We start from the raw sequence: 17,193 nt of genomic DNA on the forward strand, positions 1-17,193 counted from the left end.
GTGCACTCAAACTCTACCACGTGCACATGCTCGAGCTCATATCGCTTTTCCAGAAGGCGTCCTTCAGGCTCGAGGACGGCAGGCTACAGGTCTACGTCGGCGGCAGGCTCGCGGCTGAGGTGACCTTCCACGATGAAAGACTCCTCAGAGCGGTCGTGAAGGCTCTCCGAGATCACGGGAAGCTGTAGCCGCAAAGCCCCTCCGTCTCATCGAGACCTCCTGCAACCCGTCTGCCCCGTTCAGTTGCCAAGCTGGGAGGCGAGGTACCTTCTCGTCCCAGCGTCCTCGACAAAGAGGTGGACGGACTTGGTGGCTCGCGTGAGCAGTACAAGGTACCTGTTCTTGAGCAACCTTAAGGCCTTTGCGGGGTCGGATCGGGCAAGGGCCTTCAGCAACCGTTCGCCGCCCACATCATCAGTTATTGGTTCCGGGTTCAGGGTCCACCCGTTCCTCCATACCAGGTCTCTGCCCCAAATTACACCAACATGCTCTGCCTCGAAGCCCTACGAGCCGTACACCGAGGCGCAGAAGCTTAGGGGTTCTAGCTCGCCGGACCAGTACCTTGGGTACTCCGTCTCCTCGTCCATTAACCAGTAGACGTCTAGGCCCGATCCTTTGTAGATGTCGAGGTCGGACCACTCCACGCACTTGCCGGCAGGGTCAGCCTTCCTGCAGAGGGGGTAGCCGATCCTCCTGTTGTCGTCCGTCCTGCCGCCCCCTCGCCTACCTGGGGTCTCTGTGAAGGCGCACACGAGAGCAACGCGTTGCCCGCTGAGGTGGAGCCTCTTCAACTCCCTGAACATCTCCCGGATATCCTCGTAGAGCTTGAACTGCAACCCCTCCGGTCGGAAGCCCTCACCGTTGAGCAGGTCTCTTACAGACTTGAGGTAGGAAAGGGGGATTCGGGCAGGTCTATTCAGCTCGTAGAAAGCCGCGCTGACCCCGGCACCGGCTACCCTGCTCTGGAAGACCTCGAGCGTGCCCTCCTCGTCCCCCACGAGAATCTGCTCGTCGTCGAAGAAGTACCCTTTAACCCTACTACGAGTGAGGCTCAACTCGATGTTCGCGCTGCTCATGCGCTGCGCTTCATCGTAGACGATCAGGTCGAGCACCCCGTACTTCTCCACGGGGAAGTTCTTCTCGGCCACTCCCCTGAACCTCCCCTGTGGGCCGGTTGCGTAGTACTTCAGCAGGCCGGCTACGGGAGGTGGGAATACCTTCCTCAGGGTGTTGATGAGCCTGTTGTTCTTGTACGCGAGTAGCGCCTTCTTACCTTTCGCCAAAGCCTCCAGGAAAACCGTGACCGCTACGAGGGTCTTACCGGAGCCGCTTACCCCGCGTACTAGGAAAGCCCTGTCCTCGCCTCTTTCCACGGCTTCGAGTATCTCCTCGGCTATCGCGATCTGCTGGGCTGTGAGACCATAGCCACCGCCGAGAAGAGTGTCGAACGCGGACTTGAGGAGCTCATCCCTCCTCTCCCTGATGAAGTCGATCAGAGTCTTGGAGATCACGAAGCGCCCCTCAAGTATGGCTCTGACCTCCTCCTCACCCCCAGGTGGGCCCAGCTCGTCCACAACCTCTCTCAGCTCTTCAACCGTAAACGCGACGTTGCAACCGTTCCTGTAGTTGAAGCCCTTAGCGTACACGACACCTCTGAACTCAAAGCGACTCGAGGCGCTGTGGATGTACTTGAACTTGGCCAGGTAGTTCTCGAGCTGGTAGCATGGATCCACGCGCTCGCTCACCTCTGGCTCAACGATGTAGCCCCTCCTCCTCAGCCTGCACACCCAGCACTTCGACTCAACCACCAGCGCCCTTCTAGAGCCGACAACCACGAAGTCTACTCTGTCGAGCCCCCCGAGCACAGGGTACTCAACCAGCACAGGGTAACCCCTAGCTGCCTCCAGCACGTCGGGGACACTTGCCCTCCAGCTGAAGTAAAGGTCGTTCGGGGCCTTTTCACCGTAAAACCTCATGTAGCCCTCCTCGAGCCACCCTAGCACGTCCCGCCAGCTAGCTTCTCCCATCACCACAACCGGAAAGCCGCTGCCGGAGCTGGTCAGCGGCAGTCACCTGTTTTTGATCACCCCCCCCCACGGTTAATATTAGTTTGGGAGCCGTCACGTACAGCCCAACGCCTCGAAAACTGTTTCGAGGACCGAGCTGAATTCAGGCACGGAGCCGAAGACTATCGGCTTCAGCACTTTAGCCCAATTGCCGCCGATTCCCGTGAGCCTGCCGCAAAGGGAGGGCGACCACTCGAGGCCGTAGAAAGCCAGCTTCTCGGAAAGGATGGAGGCATCCAGCTCTACGCCCTTCCTGATGAGGAACCACGCGTCGTAGACGTCCCTGGCTTCCCCCCTGACGAGCGCCGCCCGTATTTTCTCCGCGAGAACCTCCCGGAGGTCCATGCCCTTCAGGAAAATGATTGGGATCCCGTAAAAGGGCTCGTCGAGCACCACCTGGATCGGCGGGAGCCTTAAGGGCTCGCGCCTGCTTATGTCCACGCGCACTCGGCAGAGATCTTTATCTGAAGTAGCCAGCGGACCCCGCGCGTCGACCCGGAAGGTTAAGGTGAACCGATCGTCCTCGAGGACCTTCAGAGTGCTCCTCACTCCGAAGAGCTCGAGGCTCAGCCTCACCTCCTCTAGGTCACCCGGCTCAATTTCGCCAACCTGCGTGAAGTCGAGATCCTCGGAAAACCTGTTCAAGCCGTGGAAGAGCCAAAGGTAGGTCCCGCCCTTCGCCACGAGCGGGAGCCTCCTCAGCGAGTAGAAGAGCAACGCTTGGACGTACCTCTTCTCCTCCTGCCACGCTCTGAGACCCCTAGCCCTAGCGAGTCTAAGCACATCCTCCCTTCCTAGCAACGAGCCTCACCCATGCGGCAACCCTCCTGGCCCACGGGCCAGGCTGGCTGGCGTACACCCTTGCGAGCCTCTTCAGGGTCTCGAGGTCGGCGAAGCCGCAGTCCGGCAACGAGTAGCCGAAGTACACGGCATCCAGCAGGGCCTTCTCCGGCGTGGCGACGAACACGTAGCTCCCAGCCCTCTCCACCCTCTCGTACCCGAAGAACAGGCTGGGCTTCACCCTCCTGTAGACGATCCCTAGGTCCCTCAGCCGGAGGCTGTACCTCGTGGTCACGCACTCAATGGTTGATGGGACCTGGTCGAGGAGGCCCCGCAGGTGCAGAGCGGCGTGCATCGAAACGTACGAGGGCTCCAATAGCTGCGTGGCGAGCACGAAGTCGTCCCTAGTCAGGCTGATGAAACCCCTTCTCGGCCTCCACGCCCACCCCTTGGCCACGAGGCGGGAGGCGTAAACCTTGGCGTGGCTCTCGGGCACTCCTAGGAGCACCGCCAGCTGGTCTAGGCTGTAGACCAGCCTCCCGGAAGACAGCAGCCTGTCCCTAATCTCGTACAGCTTCGACGTTAATTCTTGGTAACAATTCTGTTACCTGGATTTAACGTTTTCACCGAAAGGCGAGCGGGAAAACCTCCACTCAGATGATAGGCCAGCGTAGGTTTGGATACGACCTGGAGGCAGAGACGACTTCCCGAAGCTTTAGGTTATCGAAGCTAGCCCAGCACGGCTACGCGAGGAGGTTCCTCGCGGCTAGTAGCTTCAGGATTTTGAGGGCCTGGGATCTTGACTTCGTCCTTATCATGACGTGCTCCCCTGCTACGACGAGCTCCACGCCGGGTGGAAGAACCTTTAGCGCCTCGGCCTTAGCCGTGATCACGTAGTAGCCCTCCGGGTCGCGCCTGGCCAGATAGCTCCTGAACTCCTTAGCCATTCAAAGCCAAGACGGCTCCATCGATATTAACCCTTACTGCAGGGCCGCGCTTCGCCGAGCCCCGGGGCGCTTCCAGGTAAAGCGTTTATAGGTGGCGCTCACCAAGCTACACGTGGACGCGATCAGGGTAGCGGTGCTCTGCTCTCTCCTCGCTGTGCTCGCGCTTCTCGCGTTCACGGCCCTGAGGCGCGAGCACGGGAGAGCCCGAGGGGTCGGCAGTGCCGAGATCATCGTACTTGTGGATAACACGCCGAACTCCTCGAACCCACGCCTCCTCAACCCCTGGGGGCTGAGCCTCTACGTGGCAACCCCCAGCGCAACCCTGCTCTTCGACACGGGCCCCTCTCCGGACGCCCTGAGGCGCAATGCCGAAGTTCTCGGCGTTGACCTCTCGCGCGTGGACTGCGTGGTCCTCAGCCACTGCCACGGCGACCACACAGGGGGCCTCGAGGCGCTGGGCTGCAACAAGGTCTACGGGCCGCCCGGCACGCCCGCGAGCATCACAGTAAACGACACCTTGGAGCTGGCGGAAGGCGTCTACGCGCTGAGGCCGCTGTACGGCCCGCCGTGGGAGACAGCGCTCCTCGTGAACGTCGAGGGCTACGGCGGAGTCCTGCTCGTCGGGTGCAGCCACCCGGGGGTGGTGAACCTAGTCCGGGAGGCTTCCCGCGTAGCGAGGGTCAGGCTGGTGGTCGGAGGCCTCCACATGTTGGGTGCTACTCGAGGGCAGTGCGAGTCCGTGGCGACTGAGCTCAGCAGGCTGGGCGTCGAGGAGGTCTGCGCGCTCCACTGCAGCGGGGAGGTTATGCGGGAGGTTTTATCCGAGAGAGGCATGCTTCTCGACGCCCACGTCGGCAGCAGGATTACAGTTTCCCCTAACGGTGTGGGGGTCGAAGAGGTAGGGTCATCCGCTGGCTCTTCAGCGAAAAATTAATATACTTGTGAGCTATATCACGAAATTGGTGGTGGCAGTGCCTGGCTGGTGGGGTCCCTGGCCTGGAAGAGGGCCTTGGTCCTGGCTTCCACCTTGGGAGAGGCCCGGCTGGTGGTTTGGCAGAGGCTGGTGCTGGTGGCTCTGGCCCTACTGGCGGAGCGGATACGTCCCGTACTACTGGGCGCCCCCATGGTACCCTCTGAGCAGGGAGGATGAGCTTAGGCTACTTGAGAGCTACAAGAGGGCTCTTGAGGACTACGCAAAGAGGATAGCCGAGGACTACAAGAGGTACATCGAGGAGGAGATCGCTAGAATCGAGGCGCGAATAAAGGAGCTCCAGGCGCAGAAATAAAAAGCATTTTTCTTATTCTTTGTTTTTATTTTTCACCTACCTGGAAGCTTCCTCATGTAAAACTCCTCGCCCATGTAGCTCAGCCTCACAACCTCCCCCGAGGCGATGAGCTGCTCCACGAGCTCCATGCCGACACCTGCCCGATTAAGATACCTCTCCACCTCAGATCTCTTCATGGGATGCACAGCAAGTATCCCGAGAAGCTCCTCCCGCGGGTTCGCCCCAGACCCGAACTCGCCCTCGGCAAAGCCCAGGAGAAGCCCAACCCTCTCCTCGCCAAGCTTCTCGGAGAAGACCCTGTACGCTCGGAGGACGTCCTGCTCGGGTGGAGGCTCCACCCAGCTTTCAGCGGGGGGCCTCGTCGGGACCGCTATGTAGGCTCTCGACACGCCTAGCCTCCTTACAGTGGACGCTATCTCCTCGATCTCATCCATCTGGCCCAACCCTCTCACCAGCATAGTCTCGGAGATAAGCGTCCCCCTGAAGCCCTTTGCGAAGGTCTCCATGCCCTCGACGACCTCGTCGAACCTTAAACTGGGGTGAGGCCTGTTAACTCTCCTCCAGGTCACAGCCCTCGCGGCATCAACCTTAACGGACACGAGGTCCACTTCTTCTAGGTCGCGGCGCACGTCCTCCATCCACAGCAAGGAGGCGTTGGTTAGGACGGCCACCCTGGCCCCGAGCTCTCGTATGCCCTTGACCTCTGCGCCGAGGCGAGCGTCGAGGGTTGGCTCACCGTCCGGCACGAAGGTAACGTAGTCCACCTCAGCTTCCCTCAGCTTGTCGCGTACGGTCTCGATGATGCGGACGGGGTCGTAGAAGGCCCTCCGCGAGACCTCGAGTTTGACTGTGCGTCCAAGCTGGCAGTACACGCACGAGTAGGTGCACGTCTTGGCTGGGATGTTGTTGACCCCGAGGCTCCTTCCAAGCCGCCTCGAGGGGACAGGGCCGAAGACGATCTCGGCTCCGTTTGAAGTCATACAACGTAAACACGCAAGGCCCGCAGTTAAACCTTTTACTCAGTGCAAGCCCCGATGGCAAGATTCAAGCCACGCGTGCAAGGTTTTGGAAGAGAAGAAAGTGGTTGTAGTTACCTCCTACCTCCTGCGAGGTTCATGGCTATTGTTGCGACGATGAAGGAGGTCACGAAGAGGAGCACAGCGTAGGCCGCTGAGACGGGGAACTGGCCTGCGGTTATATGCACGAACATCTGGATGGTGATGGTCTCCCAGCCCGGCTTGTACAGGAACAGGGAGGCTGTCAGCTCGTTGATCACCTCGATGAAGGAGAACAGCGTGCCGGCGACGACGCCCGTGATAGCTACGGGTAGAACTATCCTCAGGAATACCGCTAGGGGCTTCTGCCCCAGCACGTAGGCGGCTTCCTCCATGCTCGGCCTTATCGTCAGGTAGGTTGCGTACGCGTAGCGGACCGTGTAGGTTATCCTCCTCGTCGCGAGCATCAGGGGCATGATCAGCCAGGTAGAGCCCAGCCAGCCCAGAACGGGTACGCGCCAGGAGAAGGCGAACAGGAAGCTTGTTCCAACCACGATACCCGGGACGACGAACATCATCGAGAGGAGCGTGTCGATGACGTTGTTCAGCGGGTGCTTGGTGCGTATGACCACGTACGCGCCGATCGACCCGATGGCGAAGCACAGGAGCGTCGCGACCAGGGCGTAGAGGGCCGTGTTCGCGATCGGGGTGGGCGCGTCCAGTATGTGCGCGAAGTTCTCGAGCGTGTACTGGGTCGGGAGGGGCGTGAAGCTCCAGGCCTTTGACAGGCTTATGATCACCACGAAGGCGTGCGGGAGCAGGCCGATGGCTATCGCCGTGAAGACGAAAGCGTACACGGCTAGCTTCTTGAGCCCCCTCAGCTGTATTTCTTCAACCGGCTTCGGCAGCCTCAGGCTCGCGTACTCCTTGAGGGACACGTACCTTTTGGAGAGGAGGAAGACCGCCACCACGATCAGCAGCATGAAGAACACCATGTACGTACCTGTGCGCACCCGGGTTTCGTCGATGGCCTGCTGGATGTTCACGAACGCCTGGGGTGCGAGGAGCTCGTACTGCCCGAGCACGATAGGCGTGGCATAGTCGGTGAACGAGAAGGAGAACACCAGGAATACCCCGGTAACGATGCCCGGCGTGATCACGGGAAGAGTCACATCGAAGAACCGCCTCAGGGGGGATGCCCCGAGCGACTCGGCGGCCTCCTCCAGCGTGTGGTCCAGCTTAAGGAGGCTGTTGTAGACGTTGATCGCAACCCACGGGAAGAGGGTTATCGTCTGGACGAGGATGACGCCATGCAGACCGTATATGAAGTTGATCGGCCTCTCGATCAGCTTCGCATCCAGGAGCAGCAGGTTTACGGTGCCGAACCTCCCAAGTAGGAATATGAATGCGAGCGCACCAACGAATGGGGGGACCATCGTGGGCATGAAGGTGGCTGAAAGCAGGTACCTTTTACCTGGGATCCTGTAGCGGTGGAGCGCGTATGCGTACGGGATCCCGATCAGGAGGGTTGTGAGCGTTGTGATGATGGACACGTACAGCGTGTTTCTGAGGGACGACAGGAACAGGCTGCTGGTAGCGAAGGAGAATACCTCGCCGATGTTCCTCGGTTGGAGGACGAAAACCAGCAGGTACGCTAGAGGGTAGAGTATGAAGAGGACCACGTAGATGAGTATGAGTACTCTAGCTATCCCCGTGAACGAGAGGTTGATTCTCGGCACTCTCACCACCTAGCTCCTGAGAAGCCTCACGTCCTCGTGCGCGACCCGCAGGTACACCCTCTCCCCTACCCCCAGGACTCCGAGCTTGGAGGGGTTGTGGAACTCGGACTTAACCACCCTGTCGCCGACTTTAACCTCCAGCCTCACCAGGTTGCCCAGGAACTGGATAGTGTCCACAACTCCCTCGGCTGTGAGGTGGTCGGGGTCGGCGGGGAAGGGCTTCCTCGACACCTCAACGTGCTCAGGCCTGAAGACCACGTAGACCTGCCCTCCAGTGGTATTAGACACGCCGGAAACCTTAAAAGTACCTATATCCGTCTCCACAACCAGCTTATCGCCCTCCTCCCTGCCTTTCACCTGGCCGGGGAGGATGTTCACCTGGCCTATGAAGTCGGCCACGAACAAGCTGGCGGGGTCTCGGTATATTTCAATGGGCTTGCCGACCTGCTCTATCCGGCCCATGTTCATGACTGCGATCCTATCCGAGATCGACAGCGCCTCCTCCTGGTCGTGCGTGACGTAGATGGAGGTGATGCCAAGCCGCTTCTGGAGCTTCCTGATCTCGGACCTGACGTTGACTCTGATCTTAGCGTCGAGGTTGCTCAAAGGCTCGTCGAGGAGCAGGACGCTCGGGTTTATCACTATCGCCCTCGCGAGGGCCACCCTCTGCTGCTGCCCGCCGCTCAGCTGGTGGGGGTACCTGTCGAGGAGATCCTGGATCCTTAGCAACTCCGCAACGCGGTTGACGCGCTCGGCTATCTCCTCCTTTGGGACCTTTCTCAGCCTAAGCCCGTAGGCGATGTTGTCGAAGACGGTCATGTGGGGCCAGAGAGCGTAGTCCTGGAACACTAAGCCGACATTCCTCTCCCAGGGGGGCCTGTCAGTGATGTCGGCGCCGTCGAAGTAGACTCTCCCCTTCGTGGGCCTGTAGAGACCCGCAATTATCCTGAGGAGTGTGGTTTTACCGCACCCGCTGGGGCCTAGGAGCGTGACGAGCTCGCCCTCCTCGATCTCGAGGCTCACGCCACTCAGGGCAGTGACCTTCCCGAACACCATCCAGACGTCTTCAACGGTGACCCGGACCAAAGCTGTTCACCCGACAAGCGCATAAGCGTACAAGAAAAAAATGAGAGAAACACATCTTTATCTTTATTCCTTCTTTTTCGGCTTCCTGGCCCTGAGGAGGTAGAAGGCTACAGCTATGATGACGACCGCGATCAGGGCGTAGAGCGCTATATCCGTGGTGCTCGGGCCCTTCGGGGCAGTAGCAGCTATGTTCTGGGCCTCCAGGGCCAGGCTTTTAGCGGTCGCGTAGTCTCCGCGGTTGAAGCTCTTAATCGCCTCGTTGAGCTTCGCCTCCGCCTCCGGTATGCCCGCCACCTTGGGCTTGACGGCGAGGATTGTGCTCCAGGCGTCCTTCAGCTCGCTGTGCTTCGCCACGATCGTGTCGTCGAAGATCTTGCTGACGTTGGCGTAGACGGCCTCTGCGTAGGTGAAGTTGTAGAACTTCACGTTCGTGAATGTCCGCAGGTAGTCGTAGATGTTGTCCTTCCCGCCGAGGTACTCCCGGAGGATCGCGGCGGTCGAGTTAGGAGGCCCGTCGATCTTCACGTCGGGGAGCACCGGGATCCCGCCGGCGCTGAGGGCAGCCTGCTGGGCCTCAGGCGTGTACCACCAGTCGAGGAAAGCCTTAGCTATGTTCGGGTGCGGCGCCCCCTTGAGGAGCGACACGCCGCTCACGATGAAGCCCGTCGGGTCCATGTACATGGAGACAGGGAACCCTTTAGCACGGTTGATCACGGCTCCCTGGCTGTAGGCGAAGCCGACAGCGTACTCTCCCTTAGACACTAGGTCCACTACGTCGGCGCTCCTCTGGACGAATGTCCCAACGTTCGCGGCGAGCTGCCTCCAGAAAGCCCAGCCCTCGTCCCAGCCCCTGTTCTGCAGGATTATCCCTACGTTGATGTAGGTTGATGAGGACCTGGAAGGCGTGCACATCACTATTAGGTCCTTCCACTTCGGGTCAAGGAGCTCGTCCCAGGACTTCGGAGGCGTGAGGCCGAGCTTCTGGATGACCTGCGTGTTGTACATGAAGCCGTGGCCCCACCAGAGCTTCGGGTGCCACATCTCGTCCGGGTCCTTCAGCGGGAAGCCCATGAACGTAGCGGGGAGCTTGTCGTAGTAGGGGGAGTTGGGCTTGTAGGGCTCGAGGAGGCCGGCCTGCTTGAGCTTCCAGTGGTATATCAGGTCCCCGCCGAAGAAGATGTCCGCCTCGGGCTTGCCTCCCCACGCGATGACCCTGTTCATGCACTCAGGGGACCCGGCCTGTATGAGCTTCACGTCAACGTCCACGCCGAGCTTCGACTTCGCGTACTGCTTAAACGCGGAGGTTATAGCCTGTAAGAGGAGGGTGTTGCTGGGCGTGATCAGGACGAGCGTGTTCTCGTACGCGGCCTCCGTTTTCGTCACGGGGGGTTGCTCTACGGCAAGCACGGGGGTAAGGGCTAGCAGGGCGACGAGCGCTAAGGCTGTGAGCCAGGTTGTTTTACTGGTTTTCATCGAGTTAGCCAATCTTACGCCCTGTATATATGCCTTTCTTGAATGCTTAAATTATTAAAACTATAAATTTCGATAGAGAAAGGAACAGATTTGTTAAAAACCAGGAAAGGAACAGCATCCGAAGATAGTACCCGCGAGGAGCCCTACCGCGTTAAATACCGGCGGTGTGAGTAAGGGTAAGTTGAGCTGGTGGTTGATGCCTCGTCCTTTCACGGCACTCGGTCGTCGCGCCTGTAGGCCTACTGAGCTTTGAGGCCAGCAAGAGGTATTAAGTAGTACTGTAGTACGTACGAATTGTGAAAAACGTTAAAGTGACGAGGAAGTTTCAGGTGACGATACCGAGGGAGGTGCGGGAGCTCCTAGGCATCAGGGTCGGCGATGTGCTGAGAGTGAGAGTTGAGGGCGGTAAGATCGTGCTCGAGCCCTTGAGGCCTGCACTCGGCGACCCCGTGGAGTACCTCTCCTCCCTCCGGCCGGAGCCCAGCGACATCGACGCCGTCAAGCTCGTTGAGGAGTCATGGGATGGGGACTGCCGCATACATAGACACAAACATCTACGTCAAGGCTGAGGAGCTCGAGGTAATCACGTCAGACACCTATCCAGCTCGTTGAGCCCAGCTACCTCGCACCAGCTGACTTCGAAACCTCATGCTGTCGGACATTGTGATAAAGGCTACCACGCTCTAGCCGCAGCGGCGAAAAACAACCGCTTACACGCTGCAAAGTTTCGGGCTCAACAGGGGCGCCTAGCGATTATGAGTGGGACTCTTTTCACCGCGGTTAGAACCGGAGCGGTCAATGCTGTGGCTGCCAAGTACCTTGCGCGGAAGGATTCCGAAATCGCAGGAATAGTCGGGGCTGGGGTTATAGGGAGGACGACTGCCTGGGGTCTTCAGGCAGTACTAGAGCTGTCGGAGCTTAAAATCTACGATATAAAACGTGACAAGGCGGAAGCACTCGCACGCGAGCTAGGACCAGAGGCGAAGCCTGTCTCCAGTGTTCAGGAAGCCGTGTCAGAGAGTGATGTGGTTGTGACTGCCACAACCTCGGAGGAACCCTTTGTCGAGGCAGTATGGCTGAAGAGCAGCGTTCTCTGCATACAGATGGGTAAGCGAGAGATTAAGGAGAAAGCCATAGTTTCCATGAACAAGATAGTTGTTGACAACTGGGAGCAGTACAGGAACTACGACAGAGCGCTGGTCACGAAGTTATATAAGTCCGGGCTTATACCCCCACCCTTTGAACTCCCGCAAATTGTTGCCGGCCAATCACCCGGACGAGAGGGGCAAGGTGAGAGGATACTCTTCGACTCCTTCGGGTTGGCCTGTGAGGATTTGGCTGTAGCCTACAGGTTATACCAGGATGCCGTAAAGGGGGGATTCGAGACAAAACTTGCGCTGTGGGACTACCCCCACTGGGTCTGATTTCTGTGCAGAGAACGGCTGGAGGGGTTTCAGGAACCAAGGGAAATAGCGCTACGATTGTCTGCTTTCAGTGGCTTAGACCCTTGAGGATTTCCCTGATGCTCTCGGCAGAGAAGTAGAGCGGCAGCAGCAGTGCGCCGAGGACCATGTGGGGTGCTATCCCCCATGGGTCGCTGGCTAAGCTCCAGCCCGTGGACTCGCCACCGAGGAGCATAGGATAGTAGGCACCGAGGATGTCTGCAAGCAGTATTAGGGCGTTAAGGATCATTAGCAACACTCCGAGAGCCCAGCTGGCGAAGAGAAAGCCTGTTGCTTTCACGTAGTTCTCCTTGCTGTAGAGGTAGACTGCTCTCGCGAGCATTAATCCCACCAGCATGAGCACCAAACCGGAGAAGGGGTCGGGGAAAGCGTTGGGCACGCACGCATCCAGGACGCTGGCGCACAGCTCAACCGGTTCCCCCAGCCACGGAAGCCACCACGCCACCACCCCGTTGTAGAGCTGTAGCAACCCGTAGAGGAGGTACAGCGCCGCCACAGCTAGGGTGTATGCCCGGCTCCACACGCTTAGCTTCACCGCCCCCTCTCTAAGAACCCCGGCCATAGCACTACACCCCTAAAAGACGGCCCACGGTAAGCACGAGCCAGGCCATGCCGTAGGCCAGCAGGATCTCGTAGGCGACCGTGAACAGCGCCCACTTCGTACCGGCTTCCTGTTTTATCGCCGCGATCGTTGCTAAGCACGGGACGTAGATGAGTATGAAGACCATGTAGGCGTAGACTGTCAGCGGGTCGTGTGTCGAGGCTATGACCGTTGCGATTTCGTCTTCACCGGCGCCGTAGAGTAGGGCTAGCGCGCCGAGCACGATCTCCTTTGCCACGAAGCCGAAGACTGCGGCTACGACGAACCTCCAGTCCCAGCCGAGTGGAGCGAAGATAGGCTGCGCGCCTCTCCCCAGATAGGCGACGATGCTGTCCTCGACATTCTCCGTGAAAGTCAGGTTGGGCGTGAAGACCGCGAGCAAACCGAGAACCAGTATACCGGGGAATATCACCTTGCCCGCCTTTGTGAAGAAGAGCTTAGCCCTGCCCCACGCCTTGGACAGGGCTACGCGCGGCACAGGCATCAGGTACTGGGGTAGTTCTATGATGAAGGATGTCGACTCCCCCCTTAGCAGAGTCTTCCTGAGCACAACCGCCACGAGTAGGGATAGGAGGATGCCGAGCGCGTAAAGGGATAGAAGGACGTCACCCGCCGCGCGCCCCCAAAGGGCTGAGGCGATGGCTGCGAAGAATACAAGCCTCGCCCCGCACAGCATCAGGGGGTTTATGACGATCGCAGCTATCCTATCCTTCTCGTCCGGTATCGTCCTCGTGGAGTACACCGCCGGTACGTTGCACCCGAACCCCAGGATCATGGATATTATAGCCCGGCCGGGGAGGCCGAATTTACCCAGTATCTTATCAGTCAGGAAGGCCGCCCTGGCCATGTACCCGAAGTCTTCAAGCATCGAGAGGGCGAAGAATAGAGCCATTATGAGCGGGACGAAGCTGAGCACGGTCCCCACTCCGTTTAAGACCCCATAGTCGCCGAAGAGCAGGTAGTCGAGCCACGGAACCCCAGTAGCGCCGGAGAGCATCTGGGCCGCCCAAGCGAAGGCGTCTCCGAGGAGGCTGTTGAAGGGCGCTGAGACGTTGAAGGCGAACTGGAACATAATCCACATTATGGCAAAGAATATGGGGATTCCGAACGCGGTGTCTAGGAACGCCTGATCCAGTATATCGGAGACTGTCACCGCTCTAGCCCTTACGACAACTCCTTCAAGGATGCTCTCGATAGCCTTGTAGCGCTCCTCCGCGAAAACAGTCTCGGGGTCCCCCAGCTCCCTCGCAAAATCACCTCTTATCGCATCTATTCTCCTCATAGCTTCATCCCCCACGAGGGCTTTCACTCGGCTGGCTACCTCTTCGTCACCCTCCAGTAGTTTGACAGCAACCCACCTGAGGTTCAGCTCGCTCGGGAGACTGCCGCGCAAGAGCTCCGAGACCCTGCCTATGTACTTCTCCACGCTCGGGCTGTACTCCACGATCTTGCGTGTGGGCTGCTTGGAAGCAGCCAACACCGCCTCACACAGCTCTCTCATCCCCTTCTTCTTCGGAGCAACCGTAGGGACTATGGGAACTCCTAACCTCTCGCTCAACAACCTGATGTCGATTCTCGCGCCTGAAGCCTCTAGCAGGTCCACCTTGTTCAGCGCGACGACGACGTTAGCCCCCAGCTCTAGCAACTGTAGCGTTAGGTACAGGTTCCTCTCGAGGTTCGACGCGTCGACGATGTTGACGACCACGTCGGGTTTCTCGTAGATTAGGTAGTCCCTTGCGATCCTCTCCTCGATCGAGTACGCCGTGAGGCTGTACGTCCCCGGGAGGTCTACGATGTAGATCTCAGTGCCGTCGAAGTAGCAGAACCCCTCAGCCTTCTCGACGGTTTTACCCGGCCAGTTACCCACGTGCTGGTGCGAGCCAGTAAGGTTGTTGAACACCACAGACTTCCCCACATTGGGGTTCCCTGCCAGCGCTACCCGAATCCTCTGGCGCTCGGTCACCTACTGCACCACCCCCACGAGTATCTTCATGGCGACTCCTCTGCCGAGAGCTATCCTAGACCCCTTAACGTCCAGAAGAATGGGTCCTGACCCGAAGGTCTTAAGCACCCTGAGTGTAGAGCCAGGCGTGATGCCGAGCTCTAGGAGCCTCGCAACGAGCCCCCTCCCAGCCCTTATATCAATCACTCGCACCTCGCTCCCCTCCGGCGCCAGAGTCAGGGGAATCATACCCAACGACCTCTACGAGCACAACCTCCGCCCTCTCCCTTTGAATGGAGACGTTGTAGCCCCTCACTTCGAACTCGATAGGGTCCTTCAGGGGCGCGTTCCTCACCATCTTGACCGTCGTGCCTTTAGAAAGGCCCATCTCCACCAGTCTTCTCTTAAGCCAGGACGGCGCATCCGCGTAGCCTACAACAGTCCCCACTTCTCCAGGCCTCAGCTCACTGAGCCTTTTCCTAACCGCAGCCATGTTTAGGCTCACCGAATTTTTTCATTCCTTTTGGTAGCGATATAGGTATCCCTAATGGAGTTAGGGTAAATGTTAGGGTAGCCTAAAATTTTACGATATCATTTGCCTGAAGCCTATTAAAAGGGAAGAGAGCTAGGCACCGAGCATATCTGCGAGTTTGCCGCGTGCTGACTCAGGGCTTTCGCAAAACCGAGTTCAGGGCATCCTCCACCCTTGTACCCGGCTCACACTTGACAAACTTTATTTTAGCCTCAGCGAGCAGGTCTGCGACCCCCATCCCTGCGACCGGCCCCAATACGACTTCAACGCCCCTCTCAGCCAAAGTATACACGAATACCGGGCCCGCGCCCTGACTGAACTTAGCCGCTTTGTTCTCGATCACCTCGAGTAAGCGGTAGCTCCTCCCTTCCTCGTCCACCTCGAGTATCGTGAGTGTAGGGCACCTAGCCAGCTCGCTCGCAACCCTATCGCGGAGGCCCTCGTAACCGACTGTGGCTACGGCGACTCTCATCGTCCCCACACTACTTCGACCCCCACTTACAGAATAATGTGCTATAGCTTAAAATTTTACCTTAAGGTATCGATGGCATTCGCGGGTAGCCCCCTGACAGCAGGAGCCACTGCATCCGAACGCCGCCAACTGGGGGAACAATTTTTAGGCTGGCCAAACACTCTACACTTGTATGGAGTTCATCACGGAGAGGATGGAGGACTACCTGCGAGCGATATACGAGCTCGAGAAGAGCAAGGGGTACGCGCGCGTGAAGGATATCAGCTGTAAGCTCAACGTCAAGCCTTCAAGCGCCGTTGAGATACTGAGGAAGCTCGAGGAAAGGGGCTTGGTGATTCACGAGAAGTACGGTGCTGTGAGGCTGACGGAGCGCGGCAGAGAGCTGGCCGAGGTTGTCGAGAAAAGGTACAACTACATAAGGAGGTTTCTCGAAATGCTCCTGGTCCCCGAGGACGCCGCCCGCAGGGACGCGCACATCCTCGAGCACGGCCTGCACCCCAAAACCATTCTGCAGATAATAAGGTTCGTGGACTTCATCGACAAGCACCGAGATCACCCCCGCTCGATAACAGCCTGGCTCAGAAAATTCGAGAGATACTGTAAAGAACTCGAGAAAAAAGAGCAGTAGGCGAAAAGGCCAACGACTCAGTACAGCGCTGCAAGGCCCCTCCGCGCCTCACCCTCCCGAGTACCTCCCACACGGATGTTTGGCCGACTTCGCCGGGATGGTGAAGAGAGAGGTCAAGATACCTGTTATAGCGGTTGGTAGGCTGGACGACCCTGTCGTCGCCGAGAAGGTCCTTGAGGAGGGGAAGGCTGACATGGTGGCAATAGGGAGGGGGCTACTAGCTGACCCCTACTGGCCGGCGAAGGTGAAAGCAGGTAGGTACGAGGAGATAAGGCCGTGTATAGGTTGCCACGAGTGCTTGTACAGGATCATCGAGCTGGCCCGTCCCCTCTCCTGCGCCGTAAACCCTGCAACAGGGCGTGAGAGGGAGCTGGAGCTGAAGCCGGCAGCTCATAAGAGGAGGATCGTAGTTTGCGGCGGAGGCGTTGCTGGAATGGAGTTTGCCCGAGTGGCCGCGATCCGTAGGCACGAGGTAATACTGTTCGAGAAGGACTCAGAGCTAGGCGGCCACCTGATCGAGGGGGGTGTTCCCGACTTCAAGTACGATATCCGCAGGCTTAAGCGCTGGTATGAACGGCAACTCGAGAAGCTGGAAGTCGACGTAAACCTCAGGACTGAGGCCACTGTTGACAGGGTTCTGGGGGAAAACCCCGATGTTGTCGTCGTCGCAACGGGGTCTAGGCCTGCTGTTCCGCCTATTCCAGGGGTAGACAAGCCAAACGTGGTTCAAGCCGTTGACCTGCTTCGAGGCCTTAAAGCCGTTAAAGACGATGTCGTGATCGTAGGCGCGGGCCTCGTGGGCGTTGAGACAGCGATCTGGCTCGCGCAATCCGGGAAGAAGGTCACAATCGTCGAAATGCTACCTGCCCCCAACATCAGTGTAAGCCACGCTAACAAGCTGTACCTGATGACCATGCTCAAATACCTAAAGATCCCCCTGATGCTGAATACCAAGGTTAAAGAGGCTCTCGACGGTCGCGTCGTCGTGGAAACACCTCACGGCGCGCGAGAGATACCTTGCGATAGCGTTGTTCTAGCCACGGGGATGGTCCCCAACAGGGAGCTTTACGACGCTCTCGCAGCCGAGCACCCGAACGTTCATATAATCGGGGACGCGTTAAGCCACAGGAAGATAAGGGATGCTGTTTGGGATGCTTATTACCTGGCGATCTCGGTGTAGGTG

General features: G+C 58.6%; 19 protein-coding genes and 1 pseudogene. 7 read left to right on the forward strand and 13 right to left on the reverse strand.

All coding sequences use genetic code 11. From position 1 onward, the window contains the following. Positions 1 to 26 precede the first annotated feature (26 nt). Positions 27 to 188 carry a hypothetical protein gene (locus tag ACNO7C_RS07670; protein WP_460024522.1) on the forward strand — a complete coding sequence of 54 codons (162 nt, stop codon included), beginning with the start codon at positions 27 to 29 and terminating at the stop codon, positions 186 to 188. A 51-nt stretch (positions 189 to 239) separates the two neighbouring features. Here the strand turns inward: ACNO7C_RS07670 and ACNO7C_RS07675 are convergent. From ACNO7C_RS07675 to ACNO7C_RS07690, 4 genes and pseudogenes are all read right to left on the reverse strand, one after another. Further along, positions 240 to 2,027: pseudogene (locus tag ACNO7C_RS07675) on the reverse strand (DNA/RNA helicase domain-containing protein). A 93-nt stretch (positions 2,028 to 2,120) separates the two neighbouring features. Beyond that, positions 2,121 to 2,867 (reverse strand): nucleotidyl transferase AbiEii/AbiGii toxin family protein, encoded by a 747-nt coding sequence (locus tag ACNO7C_RS07680; RefSeq protein ID WP_460024523.1) that lies wholly within the window; start codon positions 2,865 to 2,867, stop codon positions 2,121 to 2,123. Beyond that, positions 2,842 to 3,342 (reverse strand): type IV toxin-antitoxin system AbiEi family antitoxin domain-containing protein, encoded by a 501-nt coding sequence (locus ACNO7C_RS07685; RefSeq protein WP_460024524.1) that lies wholly within the window; start codon positions 3,340 to 3,342, stop codon positions 2,842 to 2,844. Before ACNO7C_RS07685 ends, ACNO7C_RS07680 begins: the two co-directional genes overlap by 26 nt. A gap of 247 nt (positions 3,343 to 3,589) precedes the next feature. Continuing rightward, positions 3,590 to 3,793 (reverse strand): hypothetical protein, encoded by a 204-nt coding sequence (locus tag ACNO7C_RS07690; protein WP_460024525.1) that lies wholly within the window; start codon positions 3,791 to 3,793, stop codon positions 3,590 to 3,592. A gap of 112 nt (positions 3,794 to 3,905) precedes the next feature. Between ACNO7C_RS07690 and ACNO7C_RS07695 the strand changes: the two genes are divergently transcribed. After that, positions 3,906 to 4,727, forward strand: coding sequence for an MBL fold metallo-hydrolase (locus ACNO7C_RS07695; protein ID WP_460024526.1), 822 nt, complete (start codon positions 3,906 to 3,908; stop codon positions 4,725 to 4,727). A gap of 28 nt (positions 4,728 to 4,755) precedes the next feature. Further along, the gene (locus tag ACNO7C_RS07700; RefSeq protein WP_460025920.1) at positions 4,756 to 5,079 is read left to right on the forward strand and encodes a hypothetical protein; all 324 of its coding nucleotides are present in this window, start codon (positions 4,756 to 4,758) and stop codon (positions 5,077 to 5,079) included. A gap of 32 nt (positions 5,080 to 5,111) precedes the next feature. Here the strand turns inward: ACNO7C_RS07700 and ACNO7C_RS07705 are convergent, their stop codons facing one another. The 4 genes from ACNO7C_RS07705 to ACNO7C_RS07720 all read right to left on the reverse strand — a co-directional run bounded on the left by ACNO7C_RS07705 (position 5,112) and on the right by ACNO7C_RS07720 (position 10,372). Then, on the reverse strand, positions 5,112 to 6,059 hold the full coding sequence (locus ACNO7C_RS07705) for a radical SAM protein (protein ID WP_460024527.1): 948 nt from the start codon (positions 6,057 to 6,059) through the stop codon (positions 5,112 to 5,114). Positions 6,060 to 6,169: 110 nt separating this feature from the next. After that, positions 6,170 to 7,813: an ABC transporter permease gene (locus ACNO7C_RS07710; protein WP_460024528.1), complete on the reverse strand. Its 1,644-nt coding sequence runs from the start codon at positions 7,811 to 7,813 to the stop codon at positions 6,170 to 6,172. Positions 7,814 to 7,822: 9 nt separating this feature from the next. Next, positions 7,823 to 8,899 (reverse strand): ABC transporter ATP-binding protein, encoded by a 1,077-nt coding sequence (locus ACNO7C_RS07715; RefSeq protein WP_460024529.1) that lies wholly within the window; start codon positions 8,897 to 8,899, stop codon positions 7,823 to 7,825. A gap of 63 nt (positions 8,900 to 8,962) precedes the next feature. After that, on the reverse strand, positions 8,963 to 10,372 hold the full coding sequence (locus tag ACNO7C_RS07720; protein WP_460024530.1) for an extracellular solute-binding protein: 1,410 nt from the start codon (positions 10,370 to 10,372) through the stop codon (positions 8,963 to 8,965). A gap of 296 nt (positions 10,373 to 10,668) precedes the next feature. Between ACNO7C_RS07720 and ACNO7C_RS07725 the strand changes: the two genes are divergently transcribed. Both ACNO7C_RS07725 and ACNO7C_RS07730 read left to right on the forward strand, forming a co-directional pair. Further along, on the forward strand, positions 10,669 to 10,941 hold the full coding sequence (locus tag ACNO7C_RS07725) for an AbrB/MazE/SpoVT family DNA-binding domain-containing protein (RefSeq protein WP_460024531.1): 273 nt from the start codon (positions 10,669 to 10,671) through the stop codon (positions 10,939 to 10,941). Positions 10,942 to 11,127: 186 nt separating this feature from the next. Then, entirely contained in the window at positions 11,128 to 11,796 is a 669-nt protein-coding gene (locus ACNO7C_RS07730) for an ornithine cyclodeaminase family protein (RefSeq protein WP_460024532.1), read from the forward strand. Between the two features lie 67 nt (positions 11,797 to 11,863). On the opposite strand, the gene ACNO7C_RS07735 is transcribed toward ACNO7C_RS07730, so the two are convergent. The 5 genes from ACNO7C_RS07735 to ACNO7C_RS07755 form a co-directional block, all read right to left on the reverse strand. Next, a complete protein-coding gene (locus ACNO7C_RS07735) occupies positions 11,864 to 12,397 on the reverse strand; it encodes a hypothetical protein (protein ID WP_460024533.1) in 534 nt (177 codons plus the stop codon). Between the two features lie 4 nt (positions 12,398 to 12,401). Further along, complete coding sequence (feoB, locus tag ACNO7C_RS07740) at positions 12,402 to 14,399, reverse strand: ferrous iron transport protein B (RefSeq protein WP_460024534.1); 1,998 nt, start codon at positions 14,397 to 14,399, stop codon at positions 12,402 to 12,404. Continuing rightward, positions 14,400 to 14,585, reverse strand: coding sequence for a FeoA family protein (locus ACNO7C_RS07745; protein ID WP_460024535.1), 186 nt, complete (start codon positions 14,583 to 14,585; stop codon positions 14,400 to 14,402). Beyond that, positions 14,578 to 14,883: a FeoA family protein gene (locus tag ACNO7C_RS07750; protein ID WP_460024536.1), complete on the reverse strand. Its 306-nt coding sequence runs from the start codon at positions 14,881 to 14,883 to the stop codon at positions 14,578 to 14,580. The genes ACNO7C_RS07745 and ACNO7C_RS07750 overlap by 8 nt, the downstream gene beginning before the upstream one ends. Before the next feature lie 160 nt (positions 14,884 to 15,043). Next, positions 15,044 to 15,382 carry a NifB/NifX family molybdenum-iron cluster-binding protein gene (locus ACNO7C_RS07755; protein WP_460024537.1) on the reverse strand — a complete coding sequence of 113 codons (339 nt, stop codon included), beginning with the start codon at positions 15,380 to 15,382 and terminating at the stop codon, positions 15,044 to 15,046. A 172-nt stretch (positions 15,383 to 15,554) separates the two neighbouring features. Between ACNO7C_RS07755 and ACNO7C_RS07760 the strand changes: the two genes are divergently transcribed. Beyond that, positions 15,555 to 16,010, forward strand: a complete 456-nt coding sequence (locus ACNO7C_RS07760) for a metal-dependent transcriptional regulator (RefSeq protein WP_460024538.1) — start codon at positions 15,555 to 15,557, stop codon at positions 16,008 to 16,010. A gap of 79 nt (positions 16,011 to 16,089) precedes the next feature. Then, a complete protein-coding gene (locus ACNO7C_RS07765; protein ID WP_460024539.1) occupies positions 16,090 to 17,190 on the forward strand; it encodes an NAD(P)/FAD-dependent oxidoreductase in 1,101 nt (366 codons plus the stop codon). Positions 17,191 to 17,193: the final 3 nt, after the last annotated feature.

The sequence above is a fragment of the Infirmifilum tikiterense genome (assembly GCF_054696565.1).